The 13,832-nt window shown below is 71.5% G+C and carries 16 protein-coding genes; 2 read left to right on the forward strand and 14 right to left on the reverse strand.

All coding sequences use genetic code 11. The features are described from left to right. Positions 1-18: 18 nt before the first annotated feature. The 12 genes from ACZ51S_RS07940 to ACZ51S_RS07995 form a co-directional block, all read right to left on the reverse strand. Positions 19-897, reverse strand: coding sequence for an amino acid ABC transporter permease (locus tag ACZ51S_RS07940; protein WP_468479094.1), 879 nt, complete (start codon positions 895-897; stop codon positions 19-21). After that, a complete protein-coding gene (locus ACZ51S_RS07945) occupies positions 894-1,538 on the reverse strand; it encodes an amino acid ABC transporter permease (RefSeq protein WP_388942803.1) in 645 nt (214 codons plus the stop codon). The genes ACZ51S_RS07940 and ACZ51S_RS07945 overlap by 4 nt, the downstream gene beginning before the upstream one ends. A gap of 17 nt (positions 1,539-1,555) precedes the next feature. After that, the gene (locus ACZ51S_RS07950) at positions 1,556-2,464 is read right to left on the reverse strand and encodes a glutamate ABC transporter substrate-binding protein (RefSeq protein WP_468802399.1); all 909 of its coding nucleotides are present in this window, start codon (positions 2,462-2,464) and stop codon (positions 1,556-1,558) included. 11 nt (positions 2,465-2,475) lie between these two features. Next, positions 2,476-3,219, reverse strand: a complete 744-nt coding sequence (locus ACZ51S_RS07955; protein ID WP_468479096.1) for an amino acid ABC transporter ATP-binding protein — start codon at positions 3,217-3,219, stop codon at positions 2,476-2,478. Between the two features lie 112 nt (positions 3,220-3,331). After that, on the reverse strand, positions 3,332-3,772 hold the full coding sequence (locus tag ACZ51S_RS07960; RefSeq protein ID WP_468479097.1) for a DUF6278 family protein: 441 nt from the start codon (positions 3,770-3,772) through the stop codon (positions 3,332-3,334). An 87-nt stretch (positions 3,773-3,859) separates the two neighbouring features. Further along, on the reverse strand, positions 3,860-4,639 hold the full coding sequence (locus tag ACZ51S_RS07965; protein ID WP_468479098.1) for an exodeoxyribonuclease III: 780 nt from the start codon (positions 4,637-4,639) through the stop codon (positions 3,860-3,862). A 30-nt stretch (positions 4,640-4,669) separates the two neighbouring features. Continuing rightward, positions 4,670-5,302: an MBL fold metallo-hydrolase gene (locus ACZ51S_RS07970; RefSeq protein WP_468802398.1), complete on the reverse strand. Its 633-nt coding sequence runs from the start codon at positions 5,300-5,302 to the stop codon at positions 4,670-4,672. Positions 5,303-5,333: 31 nt separating this feature from the next. After that, complete coding sequence (locus tag ACZ51S_RS07975; RefSeq protein WP_468479100.1) at positions 5,334-5,933, reverse strand: hypothetical protein; 600 nt, start codon at positions 5,931-5,933, stop codon at positions 5,334-5,336. Next, positions 5,930-7,099 carry an ROK family glucokinase gene (locus ACZ51S_RS07980; protein ID WP_388942822.1) on the reverse strand — a complete coding sequence of 390 codons (1,170 nt, stop codon included), beginning with the start codon at positions 7,097-7,099 and terminating at the stop codon, positions 5,930-5,932. Before ACZ51S_RS07980 ends, ACZ51S_RS07975 begins: the two co-directional genes overlap by 4 nt. Beyond that, positions 7,096-7,956, reverse strand: a complete 861-nt coding sequence (locus ACZ51S_RS07985; protein ID WP_468479101.1) for an ATP-binding cassette domain-containing protein — start codon at positions 7,954-7,956, stop codon at positions 7,096-7,098. Before ACZ51S_RS07985 ends, ACZ51S_RS07980 begins: the two co-directional genes overlap by 4 nt. Further along, positions 7,926-8,963: an ABC transporter permease gene (locus ACZ51S_RS07990; RefSeq protein ID WP_468802397.1), complete on the reverse strand. Its 1,038-nt coding sequence runs from the start codon at positions 8,961-8,963 to the stop codon at positions 7,926-7,928. Before ACZ51S_RS07990 ends, ACZ51S_RS07985 begins: the two co-directional genes overlap by 31 nt. Next, positions 8,960-9,979, reverse strand: coding sequence for a sugar ABC transporter substrate-binding protein (locus ACZ51S_RS07995; protein ID WP_468479102.1), 1,020 nt, complete (start codon positions 9,977-9,979; stop codon positions 8,960-8,962). The genes ACZ51S_RS07990 and ACZ51S_RS07995 overlap by 4 nt, the downstream gene beginning before the upstream one ends. Before the next feature lie 142 nt (positions 9,980-10,121). On the opposite strand from ACZ51S_RS07995, the gene ACZ51S_RS08000 reads away from it, so the two are divergent. Further along, positions 10,122-11,126, forward strand: coding sequence for a Gfo/Idh/MocA family protein (locus tag ACZ51S_RS08000; protein WP_468479103.1), 1,005 nt, complete (start codon positions 10,122-10,124; stop codon positions 11,124-11,126). Positions 11,127-11,234: 108 nt separating this feature from the next. Here the strand turns inward: ACZ51S_RS08000 and ACZ51S_RS08005 are convergent, their stop codons facing one another. Both ACZ51S_RS08005 and ACZ51S_RS08010 read right to left on the reverse strand, forming a co-directional pair. Continuing rightward, positions 11,235-12,149 (reverse strand): DMT family transporter, encoded by a 915-nt coding sequence (locus tag ACZ51S_RS08005; RefSeq protein ID WP_468479104.1) that lies wholly within the window; start codon positions 12,147-12,149, stop codon positions 11,235-11,237. Positions 12,150-12,284: 135 nt separating this feature from the next. Next, positions 12,285-12,902 (reverse strand): dihydrofolate reductase family protein, encoded by a 618-nt coding sequence (locus tag ACZ51S_RS08010; protein WP_468479105.1) that lies wholly within the window; start codon positions 12,900-12,902, stop codon positions 12,285-12,287. A 173-nt stretch (positions 12,903-13,075) separates the two neighbouring features. On the opposite strand from ACZ51S_RS08010, the gene ACZ51S_RS08015 reads away from it, so the two are divergent. Next, positions 13,076-13,810 (forward strand): SDR family oxidoreductase, encoded by a 735-nt coding sequence (locus tag ACZ51S_RS08015; protein ID WP_468886215.1) that lies wholly within the window; start codon positions 13,076-13,078, stop codon positions 13,808-13,810. Positions 13,811-13,832 lie beyond the last annotated feature (22 nt).

Genomic DNA, 13,832 nt, shown 5'->3' on the forward strand with positions numbered 1-13,832 from the left:
GGAAGGAGGGCTCCGCGCCTACCTCCCCGGCAGCACCGTGCCCGGTTCGGCGGGGGCGACCTCGACGGCCCGGGTCTTCGGGTTGCGCCGCTCCCGCCGCGCCACCCACGTGGCGAACCAGGACAGCAGCATGCACATCCCGATGTAGATCGGCGAGATGATCAGCACGACGGGGATGAACGGCAGGTCGTAGTCCAGGTTCGAGGCAATCAGCTTGCCGGCGTGCAGGAACTCCTCGTAGGTGATCAGGAAGCCGAGCGAGGTGTCCTTCAGGGCCACCACCAGCTGGCTGATGATCGTGGGCAGCATCGCGCGGACCGCCTGCGGGGCGAGGACGAAGGTCATCACCTGCGTCTTGCGCATCCCGAGCGCATACGCCGCCTCGCGCTGGCCCTTCTCCACGGAGTTGATGCCCGAGCGGAAGACCTCGGCGAGCACCGATCCGTTGTAGAGGGTCAGCCCGGCCACCAGCGCGGGCAGGGGCTGGACCTTCAGCGCCACGAAGATGAAGAAGATCATCACCAGGACCGGCATGGCCCGGAAGAACTCCACGCACAGCGTCGCCAGCCAGCGCACCGGCCGGTGCGCCGAGAGGCGGCCGGTGGCGAGCACGGCGCCGAGGGCGAGCGAGAGCACCGAGGCGTACGCGAAGGCCTTCAGGGTGTTCCCGAGCCCCTCCAGCAGCAGCTCCTGGATGCCCTCGTACGCGAAGGGCCGCCACTTGGCGGTGGTGAACTGGTCGGTGTCGAAGAGCAGGTAGAGGAGCCAGGCCAGCAGGGCGAGGATCACCGCCGTCGAGGCGATCCCGTAGAAGAAGTGGCGGCGCCGGGCCCGGGGCCCGGGCAGGTCGTAGAGGGCGGTGGACCCCAGGTCCCCGTGCAGCGCGTGCGCGGTCATCGGGCGACTCCGTAGCGCTTCTCCAGCACGTTGAAGAGCGCGCTGATGGACAGGGTGATGATCAGGTAGCCGACGGCGATCCAGACGAAGGTCCAGATGATGCTGTAGCCCAGCTCGTTGAGGTTCTTGTACGTGCCGAGCAGCTCGGTGACGCTGAAGGCGCCGGCGATCGCGGAGTTCTTCGCGAGGGCGATCAGGGTCGAGCCGATGGGCGGGATGACGGACCGGAAGGCCTGCGGGAGCACCACCGTGCCCAGGGTCTGCCCGAAGGACATGCCCAGGCTGCGCGCCGCCTCACCCTGCCCCTTGGGCACGGTGTTGATCCCGGAGCGCAGTGCCTCGCAGATGAAGGCGGAGGTGTAGCAGCCGAGCGCGAGGACGGCGAAGAGCTGGAAGGGCAGGACCAGCCCGAAGCGGGGCAGCCCGAGGAGCACGGCGAAGAAGAGCAGGGTGAGCGGGGTGTTGCGCAGCACGGTCACCCAGACCGTGCCGAAGACACGGAAGGAGCCGACGGGCGCGACGCGGAAGGAGGCCATCAGGAAGCCGAGGACCAGGGCGAGGAGCGAGGCGTAGAGGGTCAGCTCGACCGTGCCGAGGAAGCCCTTGCCGTAGAGCGCGAAGTTCTCGGTGAGTACGTCCATGGAGGTGTGCTCTCCCCTCAGCCCGCCGGGTAGCGGTCGATGGCGGGCGGCTCGGGGGCGGGCCGGCCGGAGAGGCCGAGCGTGGCCTCGTAGGCCTTCTTCCAGGAGCCGTTCTTCTCGTGCGCGGCCAGCGCGTCGTCGAGGGCGAAGCGCAGGGCGTTGTCAGTGCGGGGGACGCCGATGCCGTAGGGCTCCTCGGAGAAGGGCTTGCCGACGACCTTGAGCTCCTCGGGGACCTTCGCGGCGTAGCCGAGGAGGATGGAGTCGTCGGTCGAGACGGCGTCGACCTGGTAGGTCAGCAGGTTGTCGACGCAGACCGAGTAGGTGTCGTAGGCGATGAGGACGGCCTTGGGGAACTCCCGCTGGAGCCGCTGGTAGGGGGTGGAGCCGGCGGCCGAGCAGACCTTCTTGCCGTCGAGGTCCTCGGGGCCCTTGATGTCCTTCTCCTTCCTGCGGACGAGCAGGGACTGGCCGGCCATGAAGTAGGGGCCGGCGAAGCCGACCTGCTTCTTGCGGTTGTCGTTGATCGTGTAGGTGCCCACGTAGTAGTCGATCTGGCCGTTCTGCAGGGCGGTCTCGCGGTTGGCGGAGGCGATCGTCCTGAACTCGACGGTCTTGGGGTCGAAGCCGAGCGAGGCCGACATCATCTTGGCGATCTCGATGTCGAAGCCCGAGTAGCGGCCGGTCGCGGGGTCCTTCTCCCCCATGTAGGGCTGGTCCTCCTTGACGCCGACCACGAGGTGGCCGCGTTCCTTCGCCTTCTCCCAGGTGCGGGACCGGGGCAGCGAGAAGCCGGTGTCGACCTGGTAGACGGGCAGGTCCTCGGGCTGGGGGCCCTTGACCGGGGGGCTGCCGGACATGCCGCAGCCGGCGGTGGCGAGGAGGAGGGCGGCGGCCAGGGCGAGTGCGCGCGGGGTGTGCTTCATCGGGGCGCCCGTCAGTGCTTGAGGATCTTGGAGAGGAAGTCCCTGGCCCGGTCGCTCTCGGGGGCGGTGAAGAAGGCCTCCGGGGTGCGGTCCTCCACGATCCGGCCGTCGGCCATGAAGACGACGCGGTTCGCGGCGGAGCGGGCGAAGCCCATCTCGTGGGTGACCACGACCATGGTCATCCCGTCCCGGGCGAGCTGCTGCATGACCTCCAGCACCTCGTTGATCATCTCCGGGTCGAGGGCGGAGGTCGGCTCGTCGAAGAGCAGTGCCTTGGGGTTCATGGCGAGCGCGCGGGCGATGGCCACGCGTTGCTGCTGGCCGCCGGAGAGCTGGGCGGGGTACTTGTCCGCCTGACTGGCCAGGCCCACCCGGTCCAGGAGTTCCCGGGAGCGCTTGTCGGCCTCTTCCTTCTTGCGCTTCCTGACCTTGATCTGGGCGAGCGAGACGTTGGCCAGGACGGTCTTGTGCGCGAAGAGGTTGAAGGACTGGAAGACCATGCCGACCTCGGCCCGCAGGGCCGCCAGTTCCTTGCCCTCGTCGGGCAGCGGCCGCCCGTCGAGGGTGATGGTGCCGGACTCGATGGTCTCCAGCCGGTTGATGGTGCGGCAGAGGGTGGATTTGCCGGACCCGGAGGGCCCGATGATCACCACCACCTCGCCGCGGCCGACGGTGAGGTCGATGTCTTGGAGGACGTGCAACTTCCCGTAGTACTTGTTGACGTCCCGCAGCTCGATCAACGGATCGACGGCCATGCGCTGCCCTGCCCACTTGTCGGTGTGTCGAGGTCAGCGCAAACTATCCAGCGGTCGAAGGGGACTTCACCTCGACACGCTTAAAAGGAACATAAAGTACATTGGCCTTTATTCAGCCTTCGGAGGCCTCGGCATAGGCCTGACTGAGCTCGGGGGACCCGGTCACCGCCCAGGACAGCCCCGATTCGATGACGTTGAGCTCCCGCCCCGAGGCCAGCCGGATCACCGGCTGGCCGTTGGGCCAGACCTGCCAGCCGGCACCCGGCAGACTGCGCACGATCACGGTCCCGAGGTAGAACCCGGCGTCGTTGCCCAGCCAGGGCACCGCTTCGGGATCCCGGCGCCAGCGCGGCATCAGCTGGTCCAAGGCCTCCAACGAGGCCGGGGTGTGGTCGAGTTCCAGCCCGGCCGCCCTCGCCTGGGACCGCAGCATCTCGCACTCCGCGAACAGCTCCGCGACGCCCTCGGGATCATCCACGAGGGCGGCGGCGAGCCCCGCACCCTGTTCCGTTTCGTGCCGGTTCAGCCAGTTGGCCAGGAAAGGGATGTTCATACCGACCACCCTGACACCCGGATCCCCCGCTGGCCACAGGGCGCGCCTTGATCCCTCCGTCTTCTGGACCTCCGGGCCGGCGGCCTTCTAGACGTCCAGGTCGACGACGACCGGGGCGTGGTCGGAGGCGCCCTTGCCCTTGCGCTCCTCGCGGTCGACGTAGGCGTCCTTGACCGCCTTCGCGAAGGGCTCGTTCCCGTACACCAGGTCGATGCGCATGCCCCGGTTCTTGGGGAAGGCGAGCTGGCGGTAGTCCCAGAAGGTGTACGGGCGGTCGTACTTCAGGGCGCGCGGCATGACGTCGGAGAGCCCGGCGACCCGCAGCGCCTCCAGGGCGGCCCGCTCGGCGGGGGTGACATGGGTGAGGCCCGCGAAGACCGCGGGGTCGTACACGTCCTCGTCGGTCGGCGCCACGTTGAAGTCGCCGAGCACCGCGAAGGGGCGGACGCCCGCCGCGTCCTCGGCGATGGCGGTGGCCAGGGCGCCGAACCACTTCAGCTTGTAGCCGTAGTGGTCGTGCTCGACCTCGCGGCCGTTGGGCACGTAAACCGACCAGACGCGCACCCCGCCGCAGGTGGCGGAGATGGCGCGGGGCTCCTGCACGCCCTCGTAGTCGGGGCCGCCGGGCAGCCCCATGACCACGTCCTCCAGGCCGACGCGGGAGAGCAGGGCGACGCCGTTCCACCGGCCGGTGGCGTTGACGGCCGACTCGTACCCCAGCTCGCGCAGCTCGGCGGCGGGGAACTGATCCACGGAGCACTTGGTCTCCTGGACGCAGAGCACGTCCGTGCCGGAGCTCTCCAGCCAGGCCAGCAGGCGCGGCAGCCGGGCGGTGATCGAGTTGACGTTGTACGTGGCGATACGCATGTACACCAACCTACCGCCCGGCACCGACAGTCAGACTACGGCGCTCTCACCTGCGCCGAGACGGCCGTGCGGGGCTCCGCCGAAGTTGTCCAGGACCATGTCGTAGACCGGCCGGGCGATGTCCGCGAGGTAGGCGTCGTGGATGTCGATCGCCCGGGCGGGCTTGACCTCACGGACGTAGTCGATCACTTCGGCGATCTTGTTCCAGGGCGCGTGCACCGGCAGCATCAGCGTCTCCACCGGGGCGTCCGGAACGGTCAGGGCGTCCCCGGGGTGGAAGAGGGAGCCCTCGACGAGGTAGCCGACGTTGGTGATCCTCGGCATGTCGGGGTGGATCACGGCGTGCAGTTCGCCGTGGACCTGGACCTCGAACCCGGCGGCGGTGAAGGCGTCGCCGTGGCCCACGGTGTGCACCCGGCCCGGGTAGGCGGCGGCCATCCGGTCCGCGACGCTGCGCAGGGTCCACAGGGCGGCGGCCGGGTTCGCGTCGAGCGCCGCGCGCAGCCGGCCCTCGTCGAAGTGGTCGGGGTGCTCGTGGGTGACCAGCAGGGCGTCCGCCCCGAGGCCCGCGTCCGGTTCGCTGAACGCGCCCGGGTCGATGACGAGCACGCGCCCGTCCTTCTCCAACTGGACGCAGGAATGCAGCCGTTTGGTGAGCTTCATGATCCCACCATAGGCCGTGTCCGGAGGCGGTCTAGGGAACGGCGGTGGAGACCACGTACACGCGGGGAGCGGCCGGATTGGTGGAGTCGACCGTGATGTCCCGGGTGGGCCGCGGGTCCTGCGCCTCCAGGGTGACCCCGGACCAGGTGTGCTTCGGGCTCCAGCTCCAGCCGGCGACCGCGGCGTCGCGGTCGGAGACGGACACGCCGGGGGTCAGTGCCTCCCTGCTGGTCCCGGCGTCGGCCAGGAAGGCGTCCAGTTGCGCGGGGGTCACCTGGAACTGGACGTACAGCCGGCTGGTGCGCCAGTTGTTGGTCTCCAGGTAGCCGACGTGGGAGGCCATCAGAGGGATGGGCACCTCGTAGATGCTGCGCTGCACCCGGGAGGGCCAGTCGGTGCGCACCTTGACCGCGCCGACCCGGGCGGCCTTGTCCCTGCCGCTCTGGCGGCTCTGCTGGGCCGAGACGAACAGGTAGCCCGCCGGGACGCCGATGAGCAGCAGGATGATGATCGCGGTGACCCAGCGGCGCCGTACGGTGCGGCGGCGGTCCTCGCGCTCCTCGGGGGTGGGCGGCCGGTCGCCTCCTCCTTCGGGGGAGGCGGCCTGGCGGGGCAGGGAGGGCGGTGTCACTGCGGTTCCTGATCCTTGGGGTCCGTGGGGCCCGCGGCGCCGCGCCGGCCGAGCTGCGCGTAGCGCTCGTGCCGCTCGACGCGCCGGCGCGTGGCGCGGCGGAAGCGGCGGGCGACGAGCCGGGCGAGGTCGGCGGCGCCGACCATGCCGGCCTCGGGGCCGAGCTGGGCCTTGGCGATGCGGGCCTCGGGGCGGTAGCCGCGGCCGGTGAGGTGGCGGCGGAAGGCGTCCCGGGCGGGGCCGATGAGCAGGTCGTCGGCGGCGCTGACGCCGCCGCCGATGACGAAGCAGGACGGGTCCAGGGCGGCCGCGAGGTTGGCGATGCCCACGCCGAGCCACTGGCCGATGTCCTGGAGCAGCTCGACGCACATGGCGTCGCCCTCGCGGGCCAGCTCGGTGATGAGGGGACCGGTGATCTCGTGGACGTTCCCGCCCACCCTGGCGATGATGTTGTACGCGACCGGGGAGTCGGCGGCGGCCAGCTCGCGGGCCTCGCGGACCAGGGCGTTGCCGGAGCTGTACTGCTCCCAGCAGCCGCGGTTGCCGCAGGGGCAGCGGTGTCCGCCGGGGACGACCTGCATGTGCCCGAACTCGCCGGCCACGCCGTAGCGGCCGCGCTTGACCTGGCCGTCCTCGAGGATGGCACCGCCGATGCCGGTGCCCAGGGTGATCATGACGAGGTGGTCCTCGCCGCGGCCGGCGCCGAAGCGCCATTCGGCCCAGGCGGCGGTGTTGGCGTCGTTGTCCACCATGACGGGGACCGCGAGCCGGGACTGGAGGGCGTCGCGCAGCGGTTCGTCGCGCCAGGCCAGGTGGGGGGCGAACAGGACGCGGGAGCGGTCGGCGTCGACCCAGCCCGCGGCCCCGATGCCGACGGCGTGCACGTCGTGCCGGTCGGAGAGGTCGAGGACCAGCTCGACGATGGTGTCCTCGACGACCTTGGGGCTCTTGGACTTGTCCGGGGTCTCGGTACGGATCTTCTCCAGGATGACCCCGTCGGCGTCGACCACGCCGGCCATCACCTTGGTGCCGCCGATGTCGATGCCGACGGTCGGGACGCGCGGGGCGGTGCGCAGCGAGCGGCGTTCGCGGGTCCCGACGGTCCGCAGGACGGTGCCCCGCGCCGCCCCCCGGTGGGCGAGCGTGAAGTCCCGGTACGTGCTCATCGAGTCGTTTCGTCCCTGTCGGTGGCCGGAGCGGAGGGCGTGGTCGCCCCTGATTCTGCCACCCGCTCCAGCTCGTGGCTCAGCTCCTCCAGCTCCGAGCCGCCGGCCATCTGCCGGGTGAGCTCGTCCAGGGTGATCGAGTCGCGGTCGTGGCTGCCCGCCATGGCGCCCCGCTTGAGGAGGACGAAGCGGTCGCCGACCAGGTGGGCGTGGTGCGGATTGTGGGTGATCAGGACCACCCCGAGGCCCGCGTCGCGGGCGGCGGCGACGTACTTGAGGACCACGCCGGACTGCTTCACGCCGAGGGCGGCGGTGGGCTCGTCCAGTACGAGGACCTTGGCTCCGAAGTACACGGCGCGGGCGATGGCCACGCACTGCCGCTCTCCGCCGGAGAGGGTGCCGATCGGCTGGTCGACGTCGCGCAGGTCGATGCCCATGCGCAGCAGCTCGGTGCGGGTGGTCTCGCGCATGAGCTCCACGTCGAGGCGGCGGAAGGGGCCGCGGCCCTTGGTGGGCTCGGAGCCGAGGAAGAAGTTGCGCCACACCGGCATGAGGGGGACGACGGCCAGGTCCTGGTAGACGGTGGCGATGCCGCGGTCGAGGGCGGCGCGGGGGTTGGCGAGCTCCGTTTCCTCGCCCTCGATCGCGAAGCTGCCGGCGTCGTGCCGGTGCAGACCAGCGATGATCTTGATGAGGGTGGATTTGCCGGCCCCGTTGTCGCCGAGCACGCAGGTGATCTCGCCGGCCGAGACCTCCAGGGAGACGCCCTGGAGGGCGCGGATGTTGCCGTAGTACTTGCTGACGTCCGTCAGCTTCACCAGCGCGGTCACTTCGCCTCCGCCCGCTTGCGGACCCATGCGTTCAGCAGCGTGGCGAGCAGCAGCATGGCGCCCAGGAAGAATTTGAACCAGTCCGGGTTCCACTGCGCGTAGACGATGCCGTTGCTGGTCATGCCGAAGATGAAGGCGCCGACGGCCGATCCGATCGCGGAGCCGTAGCCGCCGGTCATCAGACAGCCGCCGATGACGGCCGCGATGATGTAGAGGAACTCGTTGCCGACGCCCTCGCCGGACTGGACGACGTCGAAGGAGAAGAGGATGTGCTGCCCGGAGATCCAGGCACACAGGGCGACGCCCATGTAGAGGCCGATCCGGGTCTTGACGACCGGGACGCCGGTGGCGCGGGCCGCGTCGGCACCGCCGCCCACGGCGAAGATCCAGTTCCCGGCGCGGGTGCGCAGCAGGATCCAGGTGGCGACGGCGACCAGGGCCAGCCACCACAGGATGGTGACCTTGAGGGTGACCGAGCCGATGTTCCACTGCGAGGCGAACAGGGCCCGGGCGGAGGAGAAGCCCTCCATGTTGGCGATGGTCTTGGTGGAGACCGAGCCGCTGATCAGCTTGGTGAAGCCGAGGTTCAGGCCGGTCAGCATCAGGAAGGTGCCGAGCGTGATGATGAAGCTGGGCAGCCGGGTGCGGGTCAGCATGAACCCGTTGAAGAAGCCGATGGCCAGGGTGACCAGCAGGGAGACGAGGACGCCGACCCAGACGTTGGCGGTCATCTGGTAGCTGAACATCGAGCTGAACAGGGCCGACGTGGTGACCATGACGCCCGCGGACAGGTCGAACTCGCCGCCGATCATCAGGAGGGCGACCGGGACCGCCATGATCCCGATGGTGGAGGCCGAGTACAGGACCGTGCTGAGGCTGGAGGGCTTCAGGAAGCTGTCCGCGGCGAAGCAGAAGAAGACGAAGACCGCGGCGGCGCCGACGACCGCGCCCAGCTCGGGGCGGCCCAGCAGCCGGCGGACGTACGAGGCCGGCGCGAGGCGTTCGTCCACGGCCGGGGCGGCGGGGGTGCTCATCGGCTGCCCCGCTTGATGTACTCCTCCAGCTCGGCGGCCTCGGCGCCGGTGACGATCTGCGGGCCGGTCAGCACGGGGCGGCCGCCCCCGAGGACGTCCGCGTTGTAGCGGTGGAGCCAGAGCAGGTCCACGGCCTCGTAGCCCTGGAGGTAGGGCTGCTGGTCCACCGCGAAGCCGAGGGTGCCGGACTTCAGGTCGCGGGCGACGGACTCGTTGAGGTCGAAGGTGTCCACCTCGGCCTTGCTCCCCGCCGCGTCCTTCGCCTTGACGGCGGTGGGGGCGAAGGGCGCGCCGAGGGTGACGATGGAGTCGACGGTGGGGTCCGCCTGGAGCTTGGCCTGGACGGCGGCCTGCACGGACGGCATGTTGGTGCCTTCGACGTACAGGTTCTCCATGACCCCGCCGGACGTGGCGAAGGTCTTCTTCGCCCCGGCGCAGCGCTGCTCGTGGCCGACGTTGCCCTGCTCGTGCAGGACGCAGACGGCCTTCTTCCGGCCCCGCTTCGCCAGCTCGGTGCCCACGGCCTCGCCCGCGATCTGCTCGTCCTGCCCGATGTGGGTGAGCGCCCCGTACTCGGCCGACTGGGCGGAGCCGGAGTTGACCGTGATCACCGGGATGCCGGCCTTGACGGCCTTGCCGACGACGTCCTTGAGGGCCTCGGGCTTGGCGAGGCTGACGATGATCCCGTCGACCTTCTGGTCGATGGCGTTCTGCACGAACTGGGCCTGCTGCTGCGCCTGGTCGTCGTGCGAGTAGACGAAGTTGATGTTGTCCTTCGCCGCGGCCTCCTTGGCTCCCTTCTGGACGATGTCCCAGAAGGTGTCGCCGTCGCCCGCGTGGGTGATCATCGCGAAGGTCCAGCGCGGCGTGGACACGGCGGGCCGGCCCGCCTCCGCGGCCTTCGCCCGTTCCTCGGCGCGCTTGCCGCCCGTGCTGCTGCAGCCGGCGAGGGAGGCCCCCAGTACCGCCGCGAGCACGGCGCCGACGACGCGTACCCCTGTCCGAACCCTAGCCACGTCCCCGTGCCCTTCCCTCGTCCGTCATCAATCGGTCATTCCGGTTTCAGCCGCCCAGTATCCGCCACAGTGGACCATGAAGGGTCATCGGGGCAGGCGCGGGCAGATTGACAGGTCCCCCGTACGGGGTCACGTTGAGTGCATGCGCATCGGGCTCATCGGAACGGGCCGGATCGGTTCCTTCCACGCGGCCGCACTGGCCCGCCACCCGGACGCCGGCTCGCTGCTGCTGGCCGACGCCGACCCGGGGCGGGCGTCGCGGCTGGCGGACCGGCTGGGGGCCACCGCCGCGCCGACGGTCGACCAGGTCTTCACCTGGGGCGTGGACGCCGTCGTGGTGGCCTGTGCCACGGAGGGCCACGCCGACCTGGTGGTACGGGCGGCGCGCGGCGGGCTGCCGGTGTTCTGCGAGAAGCCGCTGGCCCCGGACCTGGCCCGCACCCTGGCGGTGCTGCGCGAGGTGGGGGCCGTCGGCGGGGTGCTCCAGGTCGGTTTCATGCGCCGCTTCGACGCGGGCTACCGGACCGCGCGCGAGCTGGTCCGGTCGGGTGCCCTGGGGCGGCTGCACACGGTGCGCACGATGACCGCCGATCCGGCTCCGCCGCCGGCCGGGTACCTGGCGGTTTCCGGGGGCCTGTACCGGGACTGTCTGGTGCACGACTTCGACATCGTCCGCTGGGTGACCGGGCGCGAGGTGGCCGAGGTGTACGCGGCCGGCTCCGACGGGGGTCCGGCCCGGTTCCGCGAGACGGGGGACATCGACACGGCGGCGGCCGTCCTGACGCTGGACGACGGAACCCTGGTCACCAGCACCGGCACCCGCTGCAACGGCGCGGGGTACGACGTGCGGATGGAGCTGGCCGGGGAGCTGGACCAGGTCTCCTCCGGGCTGGACGACCGCACGCCGATCGCCTCGACGGAGCCGCACGGCCCGCCCCCGGCGAGCAAGCCGTGGACCGGCTTCCTGGAGCGGTTCGGGCCCGCGTACGAGGCCGAGCTGGCGGCCTTCGTACGGCTGGTGCGCGGCGAGGGGGGCAATCCCTGCGACGGGTTCCAGGCGCTCGCCGCGTTCCGCGTGGCCGAGGCGTGCGAGCGCTCCCGGCGCGAGCGCCGCCCCGTACGGCTGGAGGAGCTCCCGGACCTGTAGGGCGGACGCGCTGGCGGGCATGCGGGCCACAGTAGGGCCCGTGATCAAGCCCGCAGGAGCCGTATACCGGCCATTCGGCGCGCCGCCCGGCCGGTGCGGTGGGGGCGGTCAGCCCGCCGCGCGGCGCCCCCAGGCGGTGCCGGCGAGGACGAGCGCCGCGCCGGCGAGGCCCGCGGCCCCGAGGTGTTCGCCGCCGATGGCGATGCCCGCGGCGGCCGCCCACAGCGGTTCGGTGCCGAGGAGCAGGCTGACGCGGGAGGGCGAGGTGCGGCGTACGGCCCACATCTGCACGAAGAAGGCGAAGAGGGTGCAGAAGACGGAGAGGAAGACGAGCCCGGCCCATTCGGCGGGCCCGAACCCTGCGGCCGTGGCCCAGGGGCCGTCGCCGGTGCCGGGCACGAGCGTCAGCAGCGCGAAGACCAGGACGGCGCCGCCGAGCTGGACGGTGGTCAGGGACAGCGGGTCGGCGTCCTGGACGGCCTTGATCCGCGCCATCAGCAGGACGTGGGCGGTGCGGGCCAGGGCGGCGCCGAGGATCAGCAGGTCGCCGGTGCCGGGCACGGTGAACCCGGCGCCCTGCGTGAGCAGCACGACCCCCGCGACCGAGACGGCGGCGGCCCCGAGGAAGCCGGCCGACGGCGCCCGACGGCGTACGGCGGACTCCGCCAGCGGGGTGAAGATCATGGTCAGGCTGATGATCAGACCGGCGTTGGTGGCGGAGGTGTGCACCACTCCGTAGGTCTCCAGCAGGAAGATCCCGCCGAGTACGAGTCCCAGCGCCGCGCCGCCGCGCAGCTGGGCGGGGCTCAGCGCGCGCAGCCGCCGGTGGCCGGCGAGGACGAGGGCGGGCAGCACCAGCGCGAAGCGCAGCACGAGGACCGCGATCACGGTGTGCGTGGTGGTGATGCCCTTGGCGGCGAGGTAGCTGCCGCCCCAGACGACGGCGACGAGCAGTACGGGAAGGTCCGCGAGCCAGGCGCGGCGGGGGGCGAGCGTGGACGCGGGGGCGGCGAGGGTGGACACCGGGGCGGCTCCGACGGCGGGAAGGGCGTGGAGACGGCGGCGGCTCGCACGGGTGCGCGCCCACGGTAACCGTCCCGATCTTGCCGGTCGACCGGAAATCCCGTTATCCGGACGCTCCGCCGCCCCCGCCCGGGCTCAGTCCTCGAAGGTGCCGAACGAGGCGCGGCCCGTGGGGCGGTAGGTGTGGATGGCGGTGCCGCTGCCGGTGGTGCGGGAGCCGGTCAGCTCGAAGGCCGTGGGCAGCCCGCCGGTGGGGAACAGACGGCGGCCCGCGCCGAGGAAGACGGGGAAGACCAGCAGGTTCAGCTCGTCGACGAGGTCGCGCGCCAGCAGCCACTGGGCGAGCCGGCCGCTGCCGTGCACCTGGAGCTCCCCGTCCAGGGCGTCCTTGACGCGGACGACCTCCGACTGGAGCTGCTCCCCGTCGATCACGGTGGCGGGGCCCCAGGCCGGGTCCTCGAGGGTGGTCGAGGCGACGTACTTCGGCAGCCGGTTGAGCTTGTCCGGGACCGGGTCGGCCGGGTCGTCGTGCTGCGGCCAGTACGAGGCGAAGATCTCGTAGGTCCGGCGCCCGAGGAGGAAGGCCCCGGCGCGGCCGAAGAGCTCGTTCACGAACTCCCCCATGCCCTCGTCGGCGAAGGGCACGAGCCAGCCGCCGTACTCGAACCCGCCGCTGCGGTCCTCGTCGGGCCCGCCCGGGGCCTGCATCACTCCGTCGAGGGTCAGGAAGGTGGTGAGGGTCAGCTTGCCCATGGCTCGGCGCTCCTTGTGTCGGTGGCTGGGATCCCGTTGTCGGTTCAGACTCCCGCCGGCGCCGCGGCTCATCGGTGCGGCGCGCGTGAACGCCAGGGCGGATTCCCGCCAGCGCCGTCCACACCCTCCCGATTTCATTGAACCCGCAACCAAATGGAGCGGAGAGGAACCACATGGACGGCAACACGGTGGCACTGGTGACGGGTGGCAGCCGGGGCATCGGGGCGGCGACCGCGCTGCGGCTGGCCGAGGACGGCTTCGACGTGGCGCTCACCTACGTCAGCGGCGCCGCGGCCGCGGCCGAGGTCGTCAGCGGGATCGAGGCGCTCGGCCGCAGGGGGCTGGCGGTGCGCGCCGACGCGGGCGCCGCCGACGGCCCGCGGACCGCGGTGGAGGAGACCGTACGGGCGCTGGGGCGGCTCGACGTCCTGGTCAACAACGCCGGCGTCGGCGTGCTCGGCCCGATCGGCACGCTCGGCACCGCCGACGTGGACCGGGTCCTCGGGGTCAACGTCCGGGGCGCCTTCCTGGCCGCGCAGGCCGCGGCCGGGCACATGGGCCCCGGCGGACGGATCGTCACCATCGGCAGCTGCGTGGCGCTGCGGGTCCCCGGCGCGGGCTGCACGCTGTACGCGATGAGCAAGGCGGCCATGTCGGGCCTGACGAAGTCCCTCGCCCGGGAGCTCGGCGGGCGCGGCATCACCGCGAACCTGGTGCACCCCGGCCCCACGGACACCGACATGAACCCGGCCGGCGGTCCGTACGCGGACCCGCAGCGGTCGATGACGGCCCTCGGGCGCTACGGCACCCCGGAGGAGGTCGCCGCCGTGGTGTCCTTCCTCGCCGGGCCGGACGCCGCGTACGTCACCGGTGCGGAGTTCTCGGTGGACGGCGGCCACGCCGCCTGACCGGCGGCGTGAGGGGAGCCCT

This window comes from Streptomyces sp. NPDC034043 (assembly GCF_055575675.1).

Coding starts and splice junctions, on each gene's coding strand:
- ACZ51S_RS07970 (WP_468802398.1), bottom strand. CDS start 5,302: ATGAAGCTCACCAAACGGCTGCATTCCTGCGTCCAGTTGGAGAAGGAC.
- ACZ51S_RS08015 (WP_468886215.1), top strand. CDS start 13,076: ATGGACGGCAACACGGTGGCACTGGTGACGGGTGGCAGCCGGGGCATC.
- ACZ51S_RS08010 (WP_468479105.1), bottom strand. CDS start 12,902: ATGGGCAAGCTGACCCTCACCACCTTCCTGACCCTCGACGGAGTGATG.
- ACZ51S_RS08000 (WP_468479103.1), top strand. CDS start 10,122: ATGCGCATCGGGCTCATCGGAACGGGCCGGATCGGTTCCTTCCACGCG.
- ACZ51S_RS07965 (WP_468479098.1), bottom strand. CDS start 4,639: ATGCGTATCGCCACGTACAACGTCAACTCGATCACCGCCCGGCTGCCG.
- ACZ51S_RS07980 (WP_388942822.1), bottom strand. CDS start 7,099: ATGAGCACGTACCGGGACTTCACGCTCGCCCACCGGGGGGCGGCGCGG.
- ACZ51S_RS07940 (WP_468479094.1), bottom strand. CDS start 897: ATGACCGCGCACGCGCTGCACGGGGACCTGGGGTCCACCGCCCTCTAC.
- ACZ51S_RS07950 (WP_468802399.1), bottom strand. CDS start 2,464: ATGAAGCACACCCCGCGCGCACTCGCCCTGGCCGCCGCCCTCCTCCTC.
- ACZ51S_RS07960 (WP_468479097.1), bottom strand. CDS start 3,772: ATGAACATCCCTTTCCTGGCCAACTGGCTGAACCGGCACGAAACGGAA.
- ACZ51S_RS07945 (WP_388942803.1), bottom strand. CDS start 1,538: ATGGACGTACTCACCGAGAACTTCGCGCTCTACGGCAAGGGCTTCCTC.
- ACZ51S_RS07990 (WP_468802397.1), bottom strand. CDS start 8,963: ATGAGCACCCCCGCCGCCCCGGCCGTGGACGAACGCCTCGCGCCGGCC.
- ACZ51S_RS07955 (WP_468479096.1), bottom strand. CDS start 3,219: ATGGCCGTCGATCCGTTGATCGAGCTGCGGGACGTCAACAAGTACTAC.
- ACZ51S_RS07985 (WP_468479101.1), bottom strand. CDS start 7,956: ATGGGTCCGCAAGCGGGCGGAGGCGAAGTGACCGCGCTGGTGAAGCTG.